This is a genomic window from Pseudomonas sp. MYb118 (genome assembly GCF_040947875.1).
Taxonomy (GTDB): domain Bacteria; phylum Pseudomonadota; class Gammaproteobacteria; order Pseudomonadales; family Pseudomonadaceae; genus Aquipseudomonas.
The window spans coordinates 3,162,037-3,185,024 of the sequence record NZ_JBFRXN010000002.1 but is presented as its reverse complement, the minus strand read 5'-3'; the positions used below and the strand labels follow the sequence as shown (position 1 = coordinate 3,185,024).

Genomic DNA, 22,988 nt, shown 5'->3' with positions numbered 1-22,988 from the left:
ATCCTTGAGCAGCTTTTCGAACGGAGGTGACGTATGAGCGACGACCCCAGACTAACGACCATCGGCCTCACCCCCTTCCACTACTGCAACAACGAACCACTGTTCCGAGTGAACCGCGGCGTGCCCATCGTCGATGCCCTGGAGCAAGTATCGGATCTGCTCCACCTGGCCAGGCTGCTGACCGTCGACGCCGCGTACTCGCGGGACAGCGACCGCCACGCTTGGGCCGCGCATCATTTAACGTCGATGAGCAAGGCGGTTGTCGATGATGTGCAGAAAGTGCTGAGCCGATGGCCGCCAATGAAGACCGACGGTCAGCAGTGAAACGGCGACACCCAAGGTCTTTTGGGTAGCCAAAGAAAAAGGGCAGCTTTGAAGCTGCCCTTTTGAATTTGAATCCTGATATTTGCATCCTCAGGAAATGGGATGAAGAGGTCTCACCTTACACCGATGTTGCAGCATCGCTGAGGTACCTACGTCTGCTATCGCCCTGCAAGGCAACAGATTTCGCGCTCTTGCGGTGATCTTTGAACAGGGGTGTCGCCGATGTCAAATCCATAGTCGCTTCAAAAAGCTGCGTGTCCCCCCCCGTATAACTTGCGTATAGATCCCCACACCCCCGTAAAGACTCCGTAACCCCACATCAATCCCGCCCAAATCTCCCCTACCCTGCCCGCTCACCCTCCACACCGAGATCAGCATGGATAACTCAGAGTTGGGGCTCATGATCGTTTCGATGATCGGGCTGTTCGGCTTTGCTTCATTTCTTTTCGAGTACCTGAGCGCCCGCCGGAAGGATCGATGAGCTTTCAGCGGGTCGCGACGATGAACAAGCGCGGGAACGGCAGCAGCACCGAGCCATCGTCCAGGGTTGGATAGACCTGCTCGATGGCGGCGAGGTAGCGCTCCAGGTACTGCGCTCGCTCGGCCTCGCTCAACGGTTGCAGGTACGGGCGCAAGCCACTGCCCTTGAACCACTCGACGATACCTGACGCGCCGCCCGCCAGCGGGTGGTGATAGGTGGTGTGCCAGACGTCGACGCGGCTGCAATGCGGTTTGAGCATGGCGTAGTAGTCACTTGCCGCCGCCACTTGGGTGCGTTGTGCGCTGGCGTCGCTCAGTTTGCTGGCCCATGGGCCGTCAGCGGCGATTTCGCGCATCAGGCGGTGGGATGGCTGGTTGAGGGTGTCGGGCATCTGGATGGCCAGGCTGCCGCCTGGGGTCAGGCGTGCGGCCAGTGACGGCAGCAAGGTTGCGTGGTCGGGCAACCATTGCAGCACGGCGTTGGCGAAGATGACGTCGAAAGCGGTGCTGTCGTTCCAGTTGGCGATGTCGACGGTGTCGAACGGGATGTGCGGCAGCCGTTTGCGGGCGGCCTCGATCATGTCGGGTGAGCTGTCGACGCCGCGCACCGTGGCACCGGCGAAGCGCTCGACCAGAAGCTCGGTGGAATTGCCCGGGCCGCAACCGATGTCGATGGCGCTGCGCACCTCCCGGGGCGGGATGGCCGCGAGCAGGTCGCGAGCCGGGCGGGTGCGTTCATCTTCGAAAGCGACGTACTGTTTGGCGGACCAGGTCATGGCGTTCTCCTGTCGATGCGAAAAAGCGGTCCGCTACCATACCGCGTCGAATGCGAACTGCCCTACTCAACCCGACTCAAGTGTAAGCAGAATTTTCATAGCCCCCGCGCTGTCACACCTTCAGGCGCATCCCAATAAGGAACACGGCAATGAAATTCGCAAAGATCTCGCAGAAGCTCGCCTTGTGGGCCGGTAGCCCCAGGACGTTCATGGGGGCTTTGATTCTGATTGGGTTGTGGGGGTTGAGTGGGCCGATTTTCGATTACAACGACACCTGGCAGCTGATCATCAATACCTCGACGACGATCATCACGTTTCTGATGGTGTTTTTGATCCAGAACACGCAGAACCGCGATACGGACATCCTGCATCTGAAGATCGATGAACTGCTGCGGGTGAACAAGGAAGCGCAGAACGCCATGCTGGGGCTGGAGTTGCTCGACCTCGAGCAGTTGGAGGCGCTGCGCAAGCACTATCGCAGCATGGGTGAGGGCGAGGTGCAGGCGTTGGTGAGTTTGGCGGTGAGCAGCAAGAAGAAGATTGATTTGAATGATTGTTGACCGCGTCGCCTTCATCGCGACGGTGCGACGATTCGACAAGCCCGCTACCACAGGGGCCTGAGGCGTTCAAAACATCTGTGGGAGCGAGCCTGCTCGCGAGGGTGGTTCAGGCGACGCGGACTTTCAGGTAGCCTGCGTCATCGTTGACCACCATCGCGAGCAGGCTCGCTCCCACAGGGTTGGTGAAGTCCTTAACGGCTCGCCTGCAGTGCCCTGGCCATCTGCAGGTGGTTTTGCAGTTTGGGCAGGGTTTCTTCGGCGTAGGCCTTGATCTCGGGGATGTCGGTGGTCTGCGCCTGCTGTTGCAGCTGCTCGATGGCTTGCTCGGTGGTCTGCACCTGGCTCGCGGCGTAGGCCTGGTCGAAGGTATCGCCTTCTTTCACTTCTGGCATCAGCGCCTTGGCCTTGTCGACCACTTCTTCGCGCGGTGCCACGGGCAGGTCCAGTTGCTTGGCAATTTTCGCCAGGTGCTGGTTGGCGGTGGTGCGGTCGTTGATGACGACGATGGTGTAGTCCTTGACCTCCCGCGACTCCGACTTCTGGTGCGCCATGCGGCTGGTTTCGATGTCGGCCATGCCCTGGGCCGAGGCGTCGTTGATGAATTCGGTGGGGGTCTGGGCAAAGGCACTGTTGGCACACAGGCCCAGCAATGTGGCAAAACCGGCGTTGCGTACTCGGGTGGCCATCCGGCTCATGGTCGCGCCCTCCTCTCTTGAACATTCAAACGGGAGCTTTCGCTCCCGCCTCTCAATCAAAACGACTGTCACCACTATTTGGATTTCTGGCCGCCTTTGCGGTCTGTCTCCGTTTTCGACGGTTCTTTATCGACGGTCGTGGTGGTCGTTTTCCCACCTTTGCGACCCGCTTCAGTCGCCTTCGTTCGATCGTTGGCGAAATTTCCCGAGTTCGAGTTTCTTGAGTTAGGCATGATTCTCTACCTCTTGGTGATGATCGCGGCGAGCAGGAGCCCGCCTAATGTGAGAATTTTCATCACGGCAAAGGTTTAGAAAAAATCGGCGATGATGCGACGAACGGCTTAGATCTTGTGGCTGAGGTGATGCTGCCGCTTGGCGCTGTACATGGCTTCGTCGGCATGTCGGAACAGTTGTTTTTCTTCCGTGCCGTGGTCGGGGAAACTGGCGACGCCAATGCTGGGCTGGATGTTCAGGCTGTGCCCATCCAGGCGTAACGGTTGCGCCAGCACCAAGCGGATTTTGCCGGCCACGTTGTCGGCGTCTTCTGCCGTGCGAATGCTGTGCAGCAACACCACGAACTCATCGCCGCCGATACGCGCCACGGTGTCGGTTTCACGCACGCAGCCCTTGAGCCGGTTGGCTACCGCTTGCAGCAGCATGTCGCCGACCGCATGCCCGTGGGTGTCGTTGACTTCCTTGAAGCGGTCCAGATCGACGTACAGCAACGCCATGCGCCCGCCGTCCAGTTTGGCCAGGGTCAGCGAGGCCTTGAGGCGGTCGCGCAGCAAGGCGCGATTGGGCAGTTGCGTCAGTTGATCGTACTGGGCCATGCGTTGCAGCCGCGCATGCAGTTGCTTGCGTTCGATCGCGGTGGCGACCTGGGCGCAGACGAATTGCAGCAACTCCTTGTCCTGTTCGGTGTAGCGCTCACCGCCGGCCACGCTTTTGACGATCAGCGCACCGATGGTGCCGTTCTGCGAGTTCAGTGGCACACCGAGCCAGCACGGTGACTGCTGGGCCGCGACCAGTTCTTCGAACCCTTGCGGCGCGTCCTCCTGCCCCGGCGTCAGCAGGATCGGCAGGCCCGTGCGGATCACTTCGGCACACAGCCGGCCGGTGACGGTGCCGGGTTGCTCGGGCTGATGTTCGTGGTCGTCGACGTGATAGGGAAAGTTGATCTGCGCGCAGTGTTCGTCATACAGCGCCACGGAAAAATTCAGCGCCGGCAGCCACTCGCCGATGATCAGGTGGATGCGCTTGAACAGCGCCAGCAGGTCTTCCGCGGCATGGGCCGCCTCGGAAATCGCATACAACGCTGCCTGGCGCGACTCGGCCTGCTTGCGCTCGGTGATGTCGCGGGCCACGGCGATGCGCAGTTGATCGACCTCCGACCAGCGCGCCGACCAGAGGATATGCACCACCCGGCCATCCTTGCGCACGTAGCGGTTTTCGAAGTTGAGCTTGGGGTCGCCGCCCATGATTTCCCGCGCCGCCTCCAGAGTGCGCAGGCGATCGGCGGGGTGCACCAGTTCGATCATCGGCTGGCCGACCAACTCGTCTGCGGTGTAACCGAAAATACGCTCGCAGGCCGCGCTGACAAAAACGAAGCGGCCTTGCTTGTCGACGGCGCAAACGGCGTCCAGCAGCAGATCGAAATAGCTCGCCTGCGGCGCAGGGTTTCTGCCTGGCATGCCTCAGGCCTTGTTCGGCATCAGCCCCGGCAACGCATGTGCCAGGGCGTTGATGGCAAAACCGATGAACATCACCCCGCACAACCGGGTGATCAACAGTTCATGCCGTTGATAGAGGCTGCGCACCCGCCGCGCACCGACGATGCCGACGAGAATGGCGTAGGCCAACAGGCCACCGACGAAGCTCAGTACGATCAGCCACGGCAGCATCGCCCAATTGAGCAACTCGGCGCGGCTGGACAGCAACGCGGTAAAAGTTGCCACCGCCACCGGGTAGGCCTTGGGGTTGGTCAGGCCGAACAGCACGCCGTGCCAGAACGGCTGGCGCGCCGGGCCCTGAGGCGCATCGGCGCTGCTGCGTTTGGCCCGCACGGCGCGCAGGCCGAGCCAGAACAGGTACAAGCCGCTGAGCACACCCAGCACGTCAAACGCGCTGCTGCCGATTTCCCGGGCGCCGACAATTGCAATCAGCGCCGTGCTGCACCAGACCACGTCGCCCAAAAGATGCCCGCACAGAAAACCCGCCCCGGCCCGCCGCCCGCGTGCGGCGCCAATGCCAAACACCGCGAGCACGCCTGGGCCGGGGGTGATGCCATAGATGAAACCCGAGGCGAGAACGGCCATCAACAGCGAGGGGGTCATCGAACAGATCCTTTTGAACTGATTGGTGAATGGCGGCAAGTCTATATCAGGTCTCGGGAATTCGATTCACTGCTCGTCGAAGAACTTCATCCCCGCATACGGTTCCTGCCGGCAGGCCGCCAGCCGGGAAGCCAGGTCACCCACATGGACCTCGAGCTTGTGGCCATCCGGGTCGAGGAAATAGTACGAGGCGCCCTCACTGTGGTTGTCGCGCCACTGATCGACGTTGCCGGCCTGCAGACGGGCCACGAATGACGGGAAATCCGGCTCACTGCAAGTAAAGGCGTAATGGGTGTAGTCGGCGGCGGGTTCGGCGCTGCGCAGGGGATCGTGGGAAAGGCATAACCACAGGCCGGGCAACGACAGGTAGGCACCCTTGTCCCAGGTGGCGTGGAGTTGCAGTTGCAACAGGTCGCGATAGAACGCCACGCTGCGATTGAGGTCGGTGACGGCGAGGGTCAGGTGGTTGAGGCTGGTGAGCACGCGTATGACCTCGAAGGGTTGGGGGTGGCCGCTTTTGATCTTGTGGGAGCGGGCTTGCTCGCGAAAGCGGTGGATCAGCCAATGTGTGTTTTGACTGACTTTCCGCCATCGCGAGCAAGCTCGCTCCTACAGGGGATGTGTGCGTGCCTAGATCTTATCGAGGGTACGCAACTTCTGCGGCAGGCCCCACATCAGCAGGGCGACGGCGATCAGGGCGCACAGGCCGATGACGTACAGCGCCGGGGTGGTGCTGCCGGTCAGGTCCTTGATCCGCCCGACCATGACCGGGCTGACGATGCCGCCGAACTGGCCCAGGGTGTTGATCACCGCGATGCCGCCCGCCGCGCCGGCACCTGCCCCGGCCAGCAGTTTCGGCGGCAGGGTCCAGAAGCTCGGGATGGAGGCGATGATCCCGGCGCCGAGCAGGCCCAGTGCGATGATCAGGAAGGTGGTGTGGCTGGCGAAGATCCCGGCGCTGAAGAAGCCCAGGGCGCCCACCGCGACCAGGCCGGCGACGAATTTGCGCCGTTCGCCGGTGGCGTCGGACAGTCGGCCAATCACCACCATGCTGATCGCCCCGCAGATGTACGGAATCGCCGTCAGCAGGCCGATCATCACCGGGCTCTCGGTGCCGGCGCTGCGGATCAGTTGCGGCGCCCAGAAGTTCAGGCCATAGGACGCCACCTGGATCAGGAAGTAGATCAGGCCCAGGGTCAGGAAGCCGGGGATGCGCAGCGCCGCGAGCAACGAGCCGCCGCTCTTGTGTGGCTCATGGTGGGCAATGCGGCTGGCCAGCAGGGTTTTCTCCGCCGGCGTCAGCCAGTGGGCGTCTTCGATGCGGTCCTTGAGCAGGGTCAGCACCAGCACCCCCAGGCCGATGCACGGCACGCCGCCGAGCAGGAACAGCCAGTGCCATCCGCGCATCTGCATCACGCCATCCAGATGCTGCAACACCAGGCCGGAGAACGGCGCGCCGACCAGACCGGCAAACGCGGAGGCAAGGAACAGCATGGACGTGATGCGCCCGCGATAATGCTGCGGGAACCACAGCGTCAGGTAATACAGGACGCCTGGGGCGAAACCGGCCTCCATCGCGCCGATCAGGAAGCGCAACGCGTAGAACTGCCATTCGCTGGTGACGAACACCATCAGCGCGGTGGCCAGCCCCCACGACATCATGATGCGCGCGATCCAGCGCCGCGCACCGACCTTGTACAGCATCATGTTGCTTGGCACTTCGAAGATCACGTAGCCGACCACGAACAGCCCGGCGCCCAGGCCATAGGCGGTGTCGCTGAGGCTCAGGTCAGCCTGCAACTGGAACTTGGCGAAACTGATGTTGATGCGATCGAAGAACGCGAACAGGTAGCAGACCATGATCAGCGGCATCAGGCGCCAGGCGACCTTGCTGACCAGGGCTTTTTCTTCGTCGTGATTGACGGACGGGTTCGCACCCGCCTCCATGACATTGAGGCTCATAGTGTTTCTCCAGGCGGACTTCCCGTGGGTGTCCGATTGTTTTTGTTGTCTGGTTGTGTGGCTTTCGGCGCCGTCGATCAGGACGGTATCGGGTGCAGGTCGCAGTTGCGTCCGGCCTTGGCCAGTTGCCCCGGGACCTCGTGGCCCAGCAGTGCGGGCAGGCCGCGGGACAACTTGAGCAGCAGCGGCAGGTCGATACCGGTGGGGATGCCGACTTCGTCGCACAGGTTCACCAGGTCTTCACTGCAAATGTTGCCCGAGGCACCCGGCGCAAACGGGCAGCCACCCAGGCCACCGAGGGCGGCGTCGAAGCGCCTGGCACCGGCCTCGTAGGCGGCCAGCACGTTGCACAGGCCCAGGCCGCGGGTGTTGTGGAAATGCAGGGTCAGGTCCGCGACGGCCACCCGTTGCAGCACCCGCCGCACCAAGTGATCGACCTGACGCGGGTTGGCCATGCCGGTGGTGTCGGCCAGGGTGATGCCGGTGATGCCCAGCTCCTGATAGGCGTCGACGATTTGCAGCACACGGTCTTCATCAATCCGGCCTTCGAAGGGGCAGCCGAACGTGGTGGCGATGCTGCCGTTGAGGCGCACCGGGGTGTTACCTGCGAACTGGACGATTTCGCCGAACGCCGCCAACGAGTCTTCGCAGCGCATGCGCATGTTCGCCAGGTTGTGCGTCTGGCTCGCCGACATCACCAGGTTCAGCTCGTCAGCGCCTGCCGCCAGGGCCCGTTGCGCGCCCTTGAGGTTGGGGATCAGGGCGACGTAGATCACCCCCGTTTGCCGGGCGATGCCGGTGAACACCGCTTCGCCATCACGCAGGGCCGGGATGGCCTTGGGCGAGACGAACGAACCGGCTTCGATGCGGCTGAAACCGGCCAACGACAGTTGATCAATCAGCGCGATTTTGTCGGTGGTTTCCACCCAGGTCGGTTCGATCTGCAGGCCGTCGCGGGGCGAAACCTCCTGGACGATCAGGGTTTGCGAAAAGTCTGTAATCATTGCACCACCCCATGGGTTTTCAGGCGTTCGATGTCCGCATCCGTCAGGCCCAGGCCCGCGAGAATGCCGTGGGTGTGCTGACCCAGGCTCGGCCCGGACCAGTTCACGCCACCAGGTGTTTCGGAGAGTTTGGGCACGATGCCCGGCATCTTCACCTGCACGCCTCCGGGCAGGTCGGCGTTGAGCAGCATGTCCCGCGCCTGATAGTGCGGGTCGGCGACGATGTCGGCCACCGAGTAGATGCGTCCGGCCGGCACTTCGGCCGCTTCCAGGGCCGCCAGCACTTCGTCGATCGGCAGGCTGCTGGTCCAGTGGGTGATGGCGGCGTCGAGCATGTTGCTGCGTGCGGCGCGCCCGTCGTTATGGGCGAATTCCGGCGCGTCGGCAAGGTCGCGGCGGCCGATGGTTTCCATCAGGCGCTTGTAGATCGGGTCACTGTTGCCGGCGATCACCACGTAGGCGCCGTCGGCGGTCAGGTAGGTATTGGACGGCGCGATGCCCGGCAAGGCCCCGCCGCTGCGCTCGCGCACATGGCCGAGCATGTCGTATTCCGGCACCAGGCTTTCCATGACGTTGAACACGCTTTCGGCCAGCGACACATCGACCACCTGCCCGCCGCCCTGCCCGGTCTTGACCCGCAGCAACGACATCAGCGCACCGATCACCGCGTGCAGCGACGCCAGCGAATCGCCGAGGCTGACACCCACCCGCGCCGGTGGCGAACCCGGCGTGCCGGTGGTGTAGCGAATGCCACCCATGGCCTCGCCGATGGCGCCGAATCCCGGACGGTCACGGTACGGGCCGGTCTGGCCATAACCGGAGATGCGCACCAGGGTCAGGTTGGGGTTGATGGCATGCAGGACGTCCCAGCCCAGGCCGAGTTTTTCCAGGGCGCCGGGGCGCAGGTTTTCGATCAGCACGTCGGCGCTGCTCGCCAGTTGCTTGACCAGTTCGATGCCTTCGCTGGACTTGAGGTTCAGCGCCAGGGACTTCTTGTTGCGCGATTGCAGGTACCACCACAACGAGGTGCCCTCGTGCAGCTTGCGCCATTTGCGCAGCGGGTCGCCCTGGCCCATGGCTTCGATCTTGATCACCTCGGCGCCGAACTCGGCGAGCATGCGCGCGGCGAACGGCGCGGCAATCAGGGTGCCGATTTCGATCACTTTGATTGCACTTAAGGGGGCAGTCATCGCGGGGTACCTCTTGTTCTTGGAATTGGCTCCAAGGCTAGAGGACGGCGGCGGCTGGAATCCAACCTTCAGTTGGCAAGGGGCGTTCGTGAAATGCGAACGCTCTGGGTGTGGCGGTGGGCTCAGGGCCGCTATCGCGAGCAGGCTCGCTCCCACAGGGTTCGAGGTGTCCCGGTTTTTGCGTCCGGCGCGGACCACTGTGGGAGCGGGCTTGCTCGCGATGGCGGTATGTCAGGCGCAGCAATGTTGGATGGGCGGGCCTCATCGCGAGCAAGCTCGCTCCCACAGGTTTCGGGGTGTCCCGGATTTTGTGTCCGGCGCCGGCCACTGTGGGAGCGGGCTTGCCCGCGATGGCGGTGTGTCAGGCGCCAGCGATGTTGGATTAGCGGGCCTCATCGCGAGCAAGCTCGCTCCTACAGGGTTCGGGGTGTCCCGGGATTTGTGTTCGGCGCGGGCCATTGTGGGAGCGGGCTTGCCCGCGATGGCGGTGTGTCAGGCGCCAGCGATGTTGGATTAGCGGGCCTCATCGCGAGCAAGCTCGCTCCTACAGGGTTCGGGGTGTCCCGGGATTTGTGTTCGGCGCGGGCCATTGTGGGAGCGAGCCTGCTCGCGATGGCGGTGTGTCAGGCGCAGTGATGTTGGATGGGCGGGCCCCTTCGCGGGCAAGTCGAATCGTCGCACCGCCGCTCCCACAGTTTGATTTGTGTTCGACGCATAACCCTGTGGGAGCGGCGGTGCGACGATTCGACTTGCTCGCGAAGAGGCCGGGACATCCAACCCGACAATCAGGCCTGTCCCCGCAAATGCTCAAACAACAACCGACTCACCGGCGACAACGCCGCTTCATCGCGCACCACCAGGATCAACGCCCGGTCCGACCAGTCGTCGGTCAGCGGTACCGCGTGCAGGCCCAGCGCCCGGCCGAACAGTTCGTAGGCCTTCTGCGGCAGGATGCCGATGCCCATGTTGGCCTGGACCATCCGGCACATCGCATCGAACCCCGGCACGTGAATGCGCAGGCGCAACACCTTGCCGGCCTTGCGCGCGGCGGCGTGGGTGCGCATGTTGATGGAGCTGGCCGAATGCAGGCCGACGTAGTCGCTGTCCAGGGTATCGGCGAAGGCCAGGCTGGCGCGGCCGGCCAGTGGATGGTCCGGCAGCATCAGCACCACCAGTTGGTCCTGGCGATACACCACGCTGTGCAGGCCTTTGACGTCGCTGTCGCTGGAGCAGATGCCCAGGTCCGCCACGCCGTCGAGCACGCCCTGGATCACCCCGCTGCTAGGGCGCTCCTCCAGGTCGGTCTTGACCTGCGAATGACGCTCGGAAAAGTCGCGCAGGTCTTCGGGCAGGAACTGGATGATCGCCGACAGGTTGGCGAGCATGCGCACATAACCGCGGATGCCGTGGCTGTGCTCGCCCAGTTCCAGGCCCATTTTTTCCACGTTGAACAACATCTGCCGGGCATGGTGCAAGAGCGTCTCGCCCGCCGGGGTCAGGGTCATGCCTTTGGCCTGGCGCACGAACAGGCTGATGCCCAGCGCCTCTTCCAGCTCCATCAGCCGCTTGCTCGCCGCCGACACCGCAATGGCCTCGCGCGCCGCCGCACGGGTCAGCGTGCCTTCTTCGTGGACGGCGACGAACAACTGCAGGGTGATCAGGTCGAGGCGGCGGATCAGGCTTTTTTGCAGCATCGGGGACTCGGCGGTTTCGGCTCGGGCGAGGACGCAGCATAACGCCCTTTGCGCCCGAACCGCGCGCGGGTCAAAACGCGCTGAGGAAAATCTCCTCGATCTGCCGCTGGTCCGCCGCCCGTGGGTTGGTCAGGCCGCAGGCGTCCTTGAGGGCGTTGCTGGCCAGGGTCGGGATGTCGTTGAGCCGTGCGCCAAGGGCCCGCAGGCCGGCGGGAATCTCGACGTCCTTGGCCAGGCTGCGGATCGCCGCGAGGGCAGCCTGGGCGCCTTCTTCCGGGCTGACGCCACGGATGTCGGCGCTCATGGCGTGGGCGACGTCGGTCAGGCGGTCGGCGCAGACCATCGCGTTGAAGCTCTGCACATGGGGCAGCAACACGGCGTTGCACACGCCATGGGGCAGATCATAGAAACCGCCCAACTGGTGGGCCATGGCATGCACGTAGCCCAGCGAGGCGTTGTTGAACGCCATGCCGGCGAGGAACTGCGCATAGGCCATGTTTTCCCGCGCGCCGATGTCGCTGCCGTCGCGTACGGCCAGGCGCAGGTTGTTGCTGATCAGGGTAATGGCTTTGAGCGCGCAGGCATCGGTGATAGGCGTCGCCGCCGTGGACACGTAGGCTTCGATGGCGTGGGTCAGTGCGTCCATGCCGGTGGCGGCGGTGAGGCTCTTGGGCATGGCCACCATCAAGGCCGGGTCGTTGACCGACAACAGCGGCGTGACGTTGCGGTCGACGATGGCCATTTTCACGTGACGGGTTTCGTCGGTGATGATGCAGAAACGGGTCATCTCGCTGGCGGTGCCGGCGGTGGTGTTGATGGCGATCAGCGGCAGTTGCGGCTTGCTCGACTGATCGACGCCTTCGTAATCGCGGATCTGCCCGCCGTTGGTGGCGCACAGGGCGATGCCCTTGGCGCAGTCGTGGGGCGAACCGCCGCCCAGCGACACGACGAAATCGCAACGGCTTTCCTTGAGCAGGCCCAGGCCGCTTTCGACGTTGGCGATGCTCGGGTTGGGCTTGGCCCCGTCGAAAATCACCGAGTCGACGTCACGCAGCGCCAGCTTCTCGGCGATCATTGCCGCCACCCCGGCCTTGGCCAGCCCGGCGTCGGTGACGATCAGCGCCTTGCGGTAGCCGTAATTGCGAATGGCGTCCATGGCTTCGTCCAGGCAACCGTTGCCCATGATGTTCACGGCGGGGATGAAAAAGGTGCTGCTCATGAGCGCGTCTCCAGGTCGGGGGCCGTCTGTGCGGCGGTAACCGGAAGAATCGACCCATTGGCCAATGATTGACTTGATCTGGCTCAAGGACGTGTCGTGATAAAGTCGCCACCTATCCGACCTTTGGCTTTTTGAGACAACAACCGCAATGACCGATTTCCAGGATGTCGATGCCCAACTTGAAGACTGGAACGCCTTGCGCGCCAGCGCCTCGATCAGCGGCCTGCTGCTGGGCAACGGCGCCAGCCGCGCGGTGTGGGACGATTTTGGCTACGACTCGCTGTTCGAAAACGCACGCACGGTCGAGGACAAGCCCCTGAGCCCGTCCGAGCTGAGCGTGTTCGATGCCCTGCAGACCCGCAGTTTCGAACAGGTGCTGGGCGCGCTGAAAACCACCAGCCGGGTGAACAAGGCCCTGGCCGTCAGCTCCGCGGCGCCGCGCAATCGCTACTACGCGATCAAGGAAGCGCTGATCAACGCCGTGCACGCCGTGCACATTCCCTGGCGACTGGTGGCGCCCGCGACGCTCGACACCCTCAACCAGGAGCTGTCGCGTTACCGCACGGTGTTCACCACCAATTACGACCTGCTCAACCACTGGGCGATCCAGCATCGACCGGACACCCTCGACGACCTGTTCCACGGCACCGAGCCAGGCTTCGACCTCGGCGCCACGGCCACCGACAAGACCCGCGTGCTGTACCTGCACGGCGGCCTGCACCTGGTGCGCAACCAGGACGGCACGGCGCGCCGGATGACCTCGACCGAGGGTACGTTGCTGGGCAATTTCGCGATCAACAACACCATCAAGACGCTGGACGACGTGCCGCTGTTCGTCAACGAAGGGACCAGTGCCGACAAGCTGCGGACCATTCGCAGCTCGGATTACCTGTCGTTCTGCTTCGATCAGTTGATGGGCCACCACGAGGGCCTGTGCCTGTTCGGCCACGGGCTGAACGAGCAGGACAACCATGTGATCCAGGCCCTGCGCCAGGCAAAACCTGCGTTGCTGGCGATTTCGATCTACCCGCGCAGCAAGGCGTTCATCCAGCACCAGAAGCGCCATTACGCGAAGTTGTTCGAGGGCACGGGATCGCAGCTGCGCTTCTTCGACTCCAAGAGCCATGCACTGGGCAATCCGAAGCTGGCGGTGCCGGTGGAGGTCTGAGAACACCGCACCAACATGCAAACACCCACCCCTGTAGGAGCGAGCTTGCTCGCGATTGCGGTATGTCAGCGAAATGATTTTCATCTGACACGGCGCTATCGCGAGCAGGCTCGCTCCCACAGTGGTTTTTCTCCCGGCATGATTCGGCACACGGCCTGATGGCCAAATAACGTCATTTGCCCGCAGACAAATAGTAATCATTCTCGATATCATTCACGACTTTGCACACTACGCCTCGTCAAGAAGGGTATCCATGCCTCGCCTCACGCCCGACCCACAGTCGGCCGATTTCTTCGGTCGGTTCTATGGGGACATCCTGCATTACCTGCGCAAACGCACGGATAACCCCAGCGACGCCGCCGACATGACCCAGGATGTCTTTACCCAATGGCTGGACTACGACGACCGCGCCAAGGTCGAGCAGCCGCGGGCATTCCTGTTCCAAATGGCGCGCAACCTGCTGCGCGATCACTGGCGCCGGCAGAAGGTGCGCAACATTGTGCACACGGCCGATGACGCCGAGCCGGAACCCGCCACCGACGAGCACCACGACCCACTGGCCGGAGCGCAACGCATGCAACGTCTGGAACACCTCAGGAGTGTGCTCGCCGAACTCTCGCCACGGCGCCGCGAAGCCCTTATGCTGCACCGCTTCGAAGGGTTGAGCCAGGCGCAGATCGCCGAGCGCATGGGCATTTCCCTGAGCATGGTGGAAAAGCACATCGCCTTTGCCCTGCTGCATTGCAAGCAACGCCTGGATCAAGACAACGGCATGGAGCGGCCAGCATGACCCACCCTCACGACATTGACAGCGACCCGGCGGACGACAGCATCGAGGCCCAGGCCGCGGTGTGGTTCGTGCGCAACCGGGAAGATCGCAGCAGCGCCCAGAGCCAGGCCTTCCAGCAGTGGCTAAGCGAGCCCGAGCACGCCAAGGCCTATCACGCCTTTCAGCATTTGTGGACGGACCTGGCCGAGCTGCAGCAGTTGAACAAGCCCGTGCCCCTCACGCCACGGCGCAAGACGCCAGCCTGGCGCCCGGCGCTGGCCGTCGCGGCGGCGCTGGTGTGCGCGGTTTTGGCCTTCAATCTGGGCACGTCCCACGAGGTTTATCAGCAACAGATCACCGCCCAGGCGACAGGCGCGCGCACCTTCGACCTGCCGGACGGCAGCACCCTGTCAGTGAATGCCAACACCCGCGTGCGCGTCGATTTCAGCGGCCAGCAGCGCCAGCTGTTTCTGGAAGCCGGCCAGTTGTACATCGAAGTCGCCCCCGACAAGGAGCGCCCGTTGTGGGTACGCGCCGGCGAGGCCTCGGTGCGGGTGGTCGGCACCGGTTTCGATGTGCGGCGTGGGGAAAAGCAACTGGTGGTGAGTGTCGCCCACGGCCAGGTCGCGTTTGCCCCGGACAGCCGCGACCCGGTGATGCTCGGCGCGCAGCAGCAGGCGGTCTACGACCTGGCCAGCGGCACCCTGCAACAGCAGACCCTGGCAGACGGGCAAGTCGCCGACTGGCGCAGCGGGCACCTGGCGTTTCGCGCCCGCGAGCTGGCCAGCCTGGTCGACGAGTTGAACCTCTACCGTTCCCAGCCGGTGCTGCTGGCCGACCCGCAAGTGGGGCGTTTCAAGGTCTCGGGCAACCTCGACGTCAACGACCCCGATGCCCTGCTGCACGCCCTGCCCGCATTGATCCCGGTGAAGACCGTCGCCCTGGCGGACGGCCGTTTACGCATCGAAGCACGGTGAAAAATCCTCACATGCGAATATTTTTCATTTGCATGTGAGGTTTTTTTTACCTGCCACGTCTTCCTCCGGGTCTGCGTTTTGTACGCATGCCTTTTCTGGCCTTTAAGCCAACCCGGGGGATTCAATGTTTCGCGTGCCTTCACCTAGTTCGCTCACCTGTCTTCGTCCGACCCTGCTCGCCGCCTGCCTGGTTTTTGGCCAGGCCCACGCCGAGTCCATCAGCCTGCACCTGCCGGCGCAGCCCCTGGCCACGTCGCTGAGCCAGATTGCCCAGCAGGCGAAAATCCAGTTGCTGTTCGACGAAGAGCAGATCCGCAACCTCAAGGCGCCCGCCCTCGATGGCGAGTACAGCGCAGAAACAGCGATCCGCCGGTTGCTCGACAACAGCGCCTTCGACCTGATCAAGGTCAACCAGACCTACGTGGTGCGGCCCACGGAACCGGTGACCAGCAGCGCCGACGGCATTCAACTGGACGCCCTGAGCGTGATCGGCAGCGGCACCGAGGTCGACTCCAGCACCGTCGGCCGCTCGACCCTGACCCAGGCCGATATCGACCGGCGCCAGCCCAGCAACATCCCCAGCCTGCTGGCGACCCTGCCCGGCGTGAGCATGGGCGGCTCGCCCAAACCCGGCGGCCAGACCATCAACATCTGGGGCCTGGGCGATGCCGAGGACGTGCCGTTGACCGTCAACGGTGCCACCAAGAGCGGCTTCGAGCGTTACCAGCAAGGCACGGTGTTCATCGAGCCGGAGCTGATCAAGAGCATCGAAGTGGAGAAAGGCCCTCACTCGCTGTTCACCGGCAACGGCGGCTTCGGCGGGACCGTGCACATGGAAACCAAGACCGCCCCGGACCTGCTGCAGGAAGGCCGCAACAGCGGCGCCATGGTCAAGTACGGTTATGGCAGCAACGACCATCAGCAAACCTACAGCTCGGCCCTGTTCGGCCGTACCGACGACGGTCGCCTCGATGCGCTGGTCTATATCACCAAGCGCGATGGCGACGACATGAAGCTGGCGGGCACCCCACCCGACACGCGCAACGAATACCCGATCAATCCCAAGCGCCTGCCCAACAGCGCCCTGGACCTGGACGGCCAGCTGTTCAACCTCAACCTGCACCTCAACGACGAACACAGCGTGGGCGTGACCTACTCCCACTCCGAGAGCGAGCGCTGGACGCCGTTTTCCTCGACGGCCTATCCAACTCCGCCGACGGCGGCGAACATCAAGCAATACGGCTATAAGAATGCCCTCAAGCGCTTCCTGGCCAATCGCGAAACCGAAGACACCACCTGGTCGACCAAGTACCAGTACCAGCCGCTGGACAATCGCCTGGTCAACCTCGAACTGACCTACTCGCAATCCAAGACCGAGCAGACCGACGAGCGTGATGAGACGGCGTTTTTCCAACTGGCCACCGGTGGGCGCAAGATGGACACCTCCTACGAGGATCGCGTGATCGAGTTGCGTAACATCAGCCTGTTCGAGACCGGCCCACTGGCCCACGCAGTGACCAGTGGCGTGCAGATGCGCAAGCACGACCGCGAAACCGAAATGTGGATGCCGGGCAATACCTACAACGTGCCGAGGTACAACTTCGGCCACTTCCAGCCCTCGTTCATGCCCCACGGCAAGGTCGATACCAACAGCGCCTACCTGCAGGACGCGATCACCCTGGGCGACTTCACCCTGACGCCGTCGGTGCGCTACGACCACGTACGCAACCGGGGCGAAGCCAACGACGCGCCAATCTACGCCAACCCGGACCCGGCGTTCGGCCACGACTACAGCGACCGCACCTACACCGGTTGGTCGCCACGGCTGTCGTTGTTCTGGAGGGCCACGCCCAACACCGGGTTCTTCGTCGACTACAGCAAGACCTGGCGTGCGCCGGTGATCGACGAGCAATACGAAGTGCAGAACTCCAGCACCCGCCCGGCCACCAGCGTCGACCTCGACCCCGAGCGCATCACCGGTTGGCGCGCCGGTAACATCAGCAGCTTCTCCAACGTGTTCGCCGAGCACGACAACGTGCAGATCCGTACCACGCTGGTGCGCAACAAGATCGACGACGAGATCTTCAAGGCCACCGGTATCGGCTGCGAGAACCAGTGGAACACTGGGGGCACCATCTCCAGCGATTGCAAGGGCCAGTTGCCGATGAGCAACTACCGCAACATCGGCGGCCTGACCATCAAGGGCTTCGAGGTGGAAAGCTTCTACGATTCGACGTACCTGTTCGGGGCGTTGTCCTACTCATGGTTTACCGGCAAGCACGAAGGTGCCTACACCAACCCGTGGGGCCCGGACGTCTGGGTGCGTGACATTCCACCGGCGAAATGGGTGGCGACCCTGGGCGTGAAGATCCCGAGCTGGGATGCCCAGGTGGGCTGGCAAGGCGAATTCGTGCGCCAGACCGACCGCCTGCCGAGCGACAAGTACGGCAGCAGCAAAAACACCGTGGGTGACACGTTCTACGACCAGTACGACAATGACCGCTACAACGTGCAGAGCCTGTTCGCCAACTGGAAACCGCAGCAGTCTTACCTCAAGGGCACCGAGGTCAACCTGACGATCGACAACCTGTTCAACGAAAACTACCGCCCGGCGTTGAGCGGCGAGCGGGCGTGGAGCCAGGGGCGCAATGCCAAGGTGAGTGTGACTCGGTTCTTCTGATCCCGCTTCTTGGGTTGCCTGATAGGGCCCCATCGCGAGCAGGCTCGCTCCCACAGGTTTGTCGTCAGTTCCTGTGGGAGCGAGCCTGCTCGCGATGGGGTCGACTCGGTCCTGGCTACTTCACTCCAGACCGCACCACCGCCAACCCCGGCACCTGCACCCGCCGCTGGCTCAGGTAACGCGTACAACTGACCCGCAGGAACGAAGCGAAATTGACCACTTCGCCACGATAGTCCATCACCTCTTCATACAGCTTGGCGATCAGCTGGTTGGTGGTCATGCCATCGACCTCGGCGATTTCGGCGAGGATGTCCCAGAACTGATTCTCCAGGCGCAGTGTGGTTACCACGCCGCAGATGCGCAGTGAGCGGGAGCGCGATTCGTAGAGAATCGGATCGGCCTTGACGTACAGCTCGCACATGGCAAGTCCCTCGTTACAGCGTGATTTTCGTCCCCAGCAACCCGAGGAAACCGGCCAGCCAGTTCGGGTGCGCCGGCCAGGCAGGTGCCGTGGCCAGATTGCCCTGGACGTGGCCGTCCGTCACCGGAATGTCGACGAACTTGCCACCCGCCAGCCGCACTTCCGGCGCGCACGCCGGGTAGGCGCTGCACTCGCGACCTTCGAGAATCCCCGCCGCCGCGAGCAACTGGGCGCCATGGCACACCGCCGCGATCGGCTTGCCAGCCTTGTCGAAGGCACGCACCAGCTCCAGGACCTTTTCATTCAAGCGCAGGTATTCCGGCGCACGACCGCCGGGGATCAACAGGGCATCGTAGTCCGCCTCGGCGACCTTGGCGAAATCGAAGTTCAAGGCGAACAGGTGGCCTGGTTTTTCGCTGTAGGTCTGGTCGCCCTCGAAGTCGTGGATCGCCGTGCGTACGGTCTGGCCAGCGGTCTTGTCCGGGCAGACGGCGTGCACCGTGTGACCGACCATCAGCAAGGCCTGAAACGGCACCATCACTTCATAGTCTTCGACATAATCGCCGACCAGCATCAGAATTTTCTTGGCAGCCATGGGCAGGACTCCTCTGGGATGTGCTTGGGAGTATTGAAGGTAGTCTTTATCCGCAGGGGTGGGTAATAGCCTGTTATTACCTTGGGACCGAGTCATCGTTCATCGTCGGAACGCCGCCCGGACCAAGCTCGCTCCTACAGGGAGGGGTCTTCAACTGTACGGATAACTCTGTGCCCATCTGTAACAGGGTAAACCCGAAGGTTTATGGCTAGATGAAGGCCTTACCTGCCACCCCTGAATCTGGTTAGCCATCATGTCCTCGCGCGAAAACACCGGCATGGCCCTCGGCCTGCTCGGCGTTGTGATTTTCAGCCTCACCCTGCCCTTCACCCGCATCGTCGTGCAGGAACTGCATCCGTTGTTGAACGGCCTCGGCCGTGCCTTGTTCGCCGCCGTGCCGGCCGCACTTTTGCTTCTCTGGCGCCGGGAAAAGTGGCCGACCTGGCAGCAGGTCAAGGGCCTGAGCCTGGTGATCGCCGGGGTGATCCTCGGTTTCCCGGTGCTGTCGGCCTGGGCCATGCAAACCTTGCCAGCGTCCCATGGCGCGCTGGTCAACGGCCTGCAACCCTTGTGCGTGGCGCTGTACGCCGCGTGGTTGTCCCACGAACGGCCGTCGAAAGCCTTCTGGGCCTGCGCCGCGCTGGGCAGCGCACTGGTGCTGGGTTATGCGCTGATCAGCGGCGCCGGCAGCATCCAGGCTGGTGACTTGCTGATGGTCGGGGCGATTGCCGTGGGCGGGTTGGGTTATGCCGAAGGCGGTCGCCTGGCCCGGGAGATGGGCGGCTGGCAGGTGATCTGCTGGGCGCTGGTGCTGTCGACACCGCTGCTGATCGGCCCGGTGCTGTACCTGGCGCTGCAACACCAGGGCGAAGTCTCGGCGAAAACCTGGTGGGCGTTCGGTTACGTGTCGCTGTTCTCGCAGTTCATCGGCTTCTTCGCCTGGTACGCCGGCCTGGCGATGGGCGGCATCGCCCGCGTCAGTCAGATCCAGCTGCTGCAGATCTTCTTCACCATCGCGTTTTCCGCGTTGTTCTTCGGTGAACACGTCGAACCGATCACCTGGGTGTTCGCGGTGGGGGTGATCATCACGGTGATGCTGGGGCGCAAGACGGCGGTGAAGCCCACGCCAGTGGCCACCACCTGACACGATCCCCACCTGTAGGAGCGAGCATGCTCGCGATGGTGGCGCAGACACCGCTGGGTGTCAGACAGCCAACGTCATCGTTGACGACCATCGCGACGGTTCGACGCCTCGACATGCTCGCTCCTACAGATAGCCATCCGCCCGCAACAACGTCTCCAGGCAATGCTCGGTGATGCGGTAGAAATCCTTCAGTTCCTGGATCTTCACCAGCAACTGCGCCGGGTCCACCGGCTCGGCGCGTTTGACCGCCAGGATCATCTTGTTCTTGTTGGTGTGTTCCAGCGAGATGAACTCGAACACCTTGGTTTCGTAGCCGCAGGCTTCGAGGAACAGCGCGCGCAGGCTATCGGTGACCATTTCCGCCTGCTGGCCCAGGTGCAGGCCGTATTGCAGCATCGACTTGAGCAGCACCGGGCTCTGGATCTGCAGGCGGATCTGCTTGTGGCAGCACGGCGAGCACATGATGATCGACGCACCCGAGCGAATGCCGGTGTGGATCGCATAATCGGTAGCGATGTCGCAGGCATGCAGGGCGATCATCACTTCCAGCTCGCTCGGCGCCACGCTGCGCACGTCACCGCATTTGAACACCAGGCCTGGGTGCTCCAGCTTCGCCGCGGCGGCATTGCACAGGGTGACCATGTCTTCGCGCAGCTCGACGCCCGTCACTTCGCCTTCAGCGTTGAGGGTGTTGCGCAGGTAGTCGTGGATCGCGAACGTCAGGTAGCCCTTGCCCGAACCGAAATCGGCGACCCGCACCGGCTGGTCCAGCGCCAGCGGCGAGGACGTCAGCGCATGACTGAAGACTTCGATGAACTTGTTGATCTGCTTCCATTTGCGCGACATCGCCGGGATCAGCTCGTGCTTGGCGTTGGTCACGCCCAGGTCAGCGAGAAACGGCCGGCTGAGGTCCAGAAAGCGGTTTTTCTCGCGGTTGTGCCCGGTGGATGGCACTTCACGCAATTGCTGGGGTTTGCTCTTGAACAGTGAAGACTTGCCCTTTTTGCTGTATTCCAGCTGGGCTTCGTCGGTCAGCGACAACAAATGCGCATTTTTGAACGAGGCCGGCAACAGCTCGGCAATGCTCGCCACGCCTTCGGCCAGCGGCAGGTTCTTGGTGATGTCGCGGGTCTTGTAGCGATAGACGAAGGACAGGCAGGGCTGATCCTTGACCGTCAGTTGCTTGATGATCACCCGCTGCAGGTCGGCTTCGCTGCCGACGTACTTGGCCAGCACCAGTTTGATGAAGGCATTGGCCTCGAGGCTGCCTTGCAGCAGGTCGATGAACTGGGCGTGATGGTCCGGCGCGGGGCTGGCGGGTGTGGCGGTGACAGACATGGAAAAAACGGCCTCGGGCGCGGCGAATCGGGAATGGGGGGCATTTTAGGGGGGATGGCGGCGCAGGACACGCAGTTATTTACGAATGGTGATCTGAATCCGGGGCAGCCCCCCTGTAGGAGCGGGCTTGCCCGCGATAGCGATTGACCAGCCAGCACTGATTTGACTGACACACCGCCATCGCGGGCAAGCCCGCTCCTACAGGGTTTAGGTTGTTAATAAAATCGGGTTCAACCCAACACCACCAACCGATTCGGCAACTCATTGCGCACATGGGTCACCGGCACGTGCACCTTGAGCAACTCGCCGCAGGCCTCGACGCAGGTGACGAAGCCCTGCAAGGTCTGGCCCTGCTTCACCTGTTGGGTGAACGCCGCGACGATGGCGTCCCAGTGCTGGTTGTCCAGCCGGCTAGAAATCCCTTCGTCCACCAGGATCTCCACGTAACGCTCGGCTTCGCAGACGAAGATCAGCATGCCGGTGCTGCCCACGGTGTGGTGCAGGTTCTGCGCCAGGAACTGCCGGCGCGCCAGGTTCGAGGCGCGCCAGTGGCGCACCGAACGCGGCACCAGATGGGTGGTGATTTTCGGCAGGCGAAACAGCACGCACAACACGATGAAGGTGACCCACTGCACCAGCAGCAGGCTGTTCATGGTCAGCCAGCCGGTCAGGTAATGCACGACACCCGGCACCACCAGCGCCAGCACGCTGGCCCACAGCAACGGAATGTACGCGTAGTCATCGGCGCGGGCGGCCAATACCGTGACCAGCTCGGCGTCGGTGTCGCGCTCGACCCGGGCAATCGCCTCGGCGACCTTGCGTTGTTCGTGTTCAGTCAGTAATGCCATGTCTAGAAGTGCCCATCGAATATTGTTATCACCAGCCGCCCGACGAACCGCCGCCCCCGAAACTGCCCCCGCCGCCGCTGAAGCCCCCGCCTCCACCGCCGCCACCAAAACCACCGCCGCCAAAACCGCCACCGGAGCCGCCCGAACCGCCGCGACCGGCCGGCAGGATGCCGAGCATCTGCAAGACGAAGATGGTCAGGATGAACAGCACCACCAAAAACACGAACACCCCAGGGTGACGGGAGGCGAAGTCGTCCTGCCCGCCGTTCGACTCATAGGCCGTCGATGGCTCGTCCAGCGGGCTGCCGCCCAGCACCACCAGCATCGCCGCGACCCCGTCGCTGATGCCCTTGCTGAAGTTGCCGGCCTTGAACGCCGGGGTGATCACCTGGTTGATGATCACCGAACTCTGCGCATCGGTCAGGCGATCTTCCAGGCCATAACCGACTTCGATCCGCAACTTGCGCTCGGCGCGGGCCACGATCAGCAGCGCGCCGTTGTTCTTGTCCTTCTGGCCGATGCCCCAGTGGCGCCCCAACTGATAGCCGAAGTCGGCAATCTCGGCGCCTTGCAAGTCCGGCAGGGTGACCACCACCAACTGCTCGCCGGTGGCATTCTCATGGGCCGCCAGCTGCTGCGTCAGTTGCTCGCGCACCGACGGCTCGATCATCTGGGCGTTGTCCACTACCCGCCCGGTCAACTGCGGGAAATTCAACTCGGCCCGGGCCGTCAGGGCAAACACCCACAACAACAGCACCAGGCCCACTTTCAACACGCGCATTGGCAACCTCATCCGTGGGAATGCGTCAGG

General features: G+C 63.1%; 23 protein-coding genes. 7 read left to right on the top strand and 16 right to left on the bottom strand.

Translation table 11 applies throughout. The features are described 5' to 3' along the window. Positions 1-33 precede the first annotated feature (33 nt). Complete coding sequence (locus tag ABVN20_RS20365) at positions 34-324, top strand: DUF3077 domain-containing protein (RefSeq protein WP_368557486.1); 291 nt, start codon at positions 34-36, stop codon at positions 322-324. A 485-nt stretch (positions 325-809) separates the two neighbouring features. On the opposite strand, the gene tam is transcribed toward ABVN20_RS20365, so the two are convergent. Next, on the bottom strand, positions 810-1,580 hold the full coding sequence (gene tam / locus ABVN20_RS20360; protein ID WP_368557485.1) for a trans-aconitate 2-methyltransferase: 771 nt from the start codon (positions 1,578-1,580) through the stop codon (positions 810-812). Between the two features lie 149 nt (positions 1,581-1,729). Between tam and ABVN20_RS20355 the strand changes: the two genes are divergently transcribed. After that, on the top strand, positions 1,730-2,140 hold the full coding sequence (locus ABVN20_RS20355) for a low affinity iron permease family protein (protein ID WP_368557484.1): 411 nt from the start codon (positions 1,730-1,732) through the stop codon (positions 2,138-2,140). Between the two features lie 191 nt (positions 2,141-2,331). Here ABVN20_RS20355 and ABVN20_RS20350 read toward each other — a convergent pair whose 3' ends face one another. The 10 genes from ABVN20_RS20350 to yiaY form a co-directional block, all read right to left on the bottom strand. Then, the gene (locus ABVN20_RS20350) at positions 2,332-2,835 is read right to left on the bottom strand and encodes a DUF4142 domain-containing protein (RefSeq protein ID WP_368557483.1); all 504 of its coding nucleotides are present in this window, start codon (positions 2,833-2,835) and stop codon (positions 2,332-2,334) included. 74 nt (positions 2,836-2,909) lie between these two features. Continuing rightward, complete coding sequence (locus ABVN20_RS20345) at positions 2,910-3,068, bottom strand: KGG domain-containing protein (RefSeq protein WP_368557482.1); 159 nt, start codon at positions 3,066-3,068, stop codon at positions 2,910-2,912. A gap of 108 nt (positions 3,069-3,176) precedes the next feature. After that, positions 3,177-4,526: a diguanylate cyclase gene (locus tag ABVN20_RS20340; RefSeq protein WP_368557481.1), complete on the bottom strand. Its 1,350-nt coding sequence runs from the start codon at positions 4,524-4,526 to the stop codon at positions 3,177-3,179. A 3-nt stretch (positions 4,527-4,529) separates the two neighbouring features. Further along, entirely contained in the window at positions 4,530-5,168 is a 639-nt protein-coding gene (locus ABVN20_RS20335) for a LysE family translocator (RefSeq protein ID WP_368557480.1), read from the bottom strand. A gap of 66 nt (positions 5,169-5,234) precedes the next feature. Continuing rightward, the gene (fos, locus tag ABVN20_RS20330; RefSeq protein ID WP_368557479.1) at positions 5,235-5,651 is read right to left on the bottom strand and encodes a fosfomycin resistance glutathione transferase; all 417 of its coding nucleotides are present in this window, start codon (positions 5,649-5,651) and stop codon (positions 5,235-5,237) included. A gap of 147 nt (positions 5,652-5,798) precedes the next feature. After that, complete coding sequence (locus ABVN20_RS20325) at positions 5,799-7,130, bottom strand: MFS transporter (RefSeq protein ID WP_368557478.1); 1,332 nt, start codon at positions 7,128-7,130, stop codon at positions 5,799-5,801. 77 nt (positions 7,131-7,207) lie between these two features. Further along, positions 7,208-8,134, bottom strand: a complete 927-nt coding sequence (locus ABVN20_RS20320) for a hydroxymethylglutaryl-CoA lyase (RefSeq protein ID WP_368557477.1) — start codon at positions 8,132-8,134, stop codon at positions 7,208-7,210. Continuing rightward, on the bottom strand, positions 8,131-9,324 hold the full coding sequence (locus ABVN20_RS20315; RefSeq protein ID WP_368557476.1) for a CaiB/BaiF CoA transferase family protein: 1,194 nt from the start codon (positions 9,322-9,324) through the stop codon (positions 8,131-8,133). Before ABVN20_RS20315 ends, ABVN20_RS20320 begins: the two co-directional genes overlap by 4 nt. A 785-nt stretch (positions 9,325-10,109) precedes the next feature. After that, on the bottom strand, positions 10,110-11,018 hold the full coding sequence (locus tag ABVN20_RS20310) for a LysR family transcriptional regulator (protein ID WP_368557475.1): 909 nt from the start codon (positions 11,016-11,018) through the stop codon (positions 10,110-10,112). A gap of 70 nt (positions 11,019-11,088) precedes the next feature. Next, positions 11,089-12,237, bottom strand: a complete 1,149-nt coding sequence (yiaY, locus tag ABVN20_RS20305) for an L-threonine dehydrogenase (RefSeq protein ID WP_368557474.1) — start codon at positions 12,235-12,237, stop codon at positions 11,089-11,091. 148 nt (positions 12,238-12,385) lie between these two features. On the opposite strand from yiaY, the gene ABVN20_RS20300 reads away from it, so the two are divergent. The 4 genes from ABVN20_RS20300 to ABVN20_RS20285 all read left to right on the top strand — a co-directional run bounded on the left by ABVN20_RS20300 (position 12,386) and on the right by ABVN20_RS20285 (position 17,831). Further along, entirely contained in the window at positions 12,386-13,405 is a 1,020-nt protein-coding gene (locus ABVN20_RS20300; protein WP_368557473.1) for a DUF4917 family protein, read from the top strand. A gap of 253 nt (positions 13,406-13,658) precedes the next feature. After that, positions 13,659-14,195, top strand: coding sequence for an RNA polymerase sigma factor (locus ABVN20_RS20295; RefSeq protein ID WP_368557472.1), 537 nt, complete (start codon positions 13,659-13,661; stop codon positions 14,193-14,195). Further along, complete coding sequence (locus tag ABVN20_RS20290; protein WP_368557471.1) at positions 14,192-15,151, top strand: FecR domain-containing protein; 960 nt, start codon at positions 14,192-14,194, stop codon at positions 15,149-15,151. The genes ABVN20_RS20295 and ABVN20_RS20290 overlap by 4 nt, the downstream gene beginning before the upstream one ends. A gap of 124 nt (positions 15,152-15,275) precedes the next feature. Continuing rightward, positions 15,276-17,831, top strand: coding sequence for a TonB-dependent hemoglobin/transferrin/lactoferrin family receptor (locus tag ABVN20_RS20285; protein WP_368557470.1), 2,556 nt, complete (start codon positions 15,276-15,278; stop codon positions 17,829-17,831). A 115-nt stretch (positions 17,832-17,946) separates the two neighbouring features. Here the strand turns inward: ABVN20_RS20285 and ABVN20_RS20280 are convergent, their stop codons facing one another. Next, the gene (locus tag ABVN20_RS20280) at positions 17,947-18,252 is read right to left on the bottom strand and encodes a ribbon-helix-helix domain-containing protein (protein WP_368557469.1); all 306 of its coding nucleotides are present in this window, start codon (positions 18,250-18,252) and stop codon (positions 17,947-17,949) included. Between the two features lie 13 nt (positions 18,253-18,265). Beyond that, positions 18,266-18,847 (bottom strand): DJ-1/PfpI family protein, encoded by a 582-nt coding sequence (locus ABVN20_RS20275; protein WP_368557468.1) that lies wholly within the window; start codon positions 18,845-18,847, stop codon positions 18,266-18,268. 253 nt (positions 18,848-19,100) lie between these two features. Here ABVN20_RS20275 and ABVN20_RS20270 point away from each other — a divergent pair, with 253 nt between their 5' ends. After that, positions 19,101-19,991 (top strand): DMT family transporter, encoded by an 891-nt coding sequence (locus ABVN20_RS20270; RefSeq protein ID WP_368557467.1) that lies wholly within the window; start codon positions 19,101-19,103, stop codon positions 19,989-19,991. A 123-nt stretch (positions 19,992-20,114) separates the two neighbouring features. Here the strand turns inward: ABVN20_RS20270 and ABVN20_RS20265 are convergent, their stop codons facing one another. The 3 genes from ABVN20_RS20265 to ABVN20_RS20255 all read right to left on the bottom strand — a co-directional run bounded on the left by ABVN20_RS20265 (position 20,115) and on the right by ABVN20_RS20255 (position 22,958). Beyond that, positions 20,115-21,329: an SAM-dependent methyltransferase gene (locus ABVN20_RS20265; RefSeq protein ID WP_368557466.1), complete on the bottom strand. Its 1,215-nt coding sequence runs from the start codon at positions 21,327-21,329 to the stop codon at positions 20,115-20,117. A gap of 230 nt (positions 21,330-21,559) precedes the next feature. Then, a complete protein-coding gene (locus ABVN20_RS20260) occupies positions 21,560-22,177 on the bottom strand; it encodes a TPM domain-containing protein (RefSeq protein ID WP_368557465.1) in 618 nt (205 codons plus the stop codon). 28 nt (positions 22,178-22,205) lie between these two features. Then, entirely contained in the window at positions 22,206-22,958 is a 753-nt protein-coding gene (locus ABVN20_RS20255; RefSeq protein WP_368557464.1) for a YgcG family protein, read from the bottom strand. Positions 22,959-22,988: the final 30 nt, after the last annotated feature.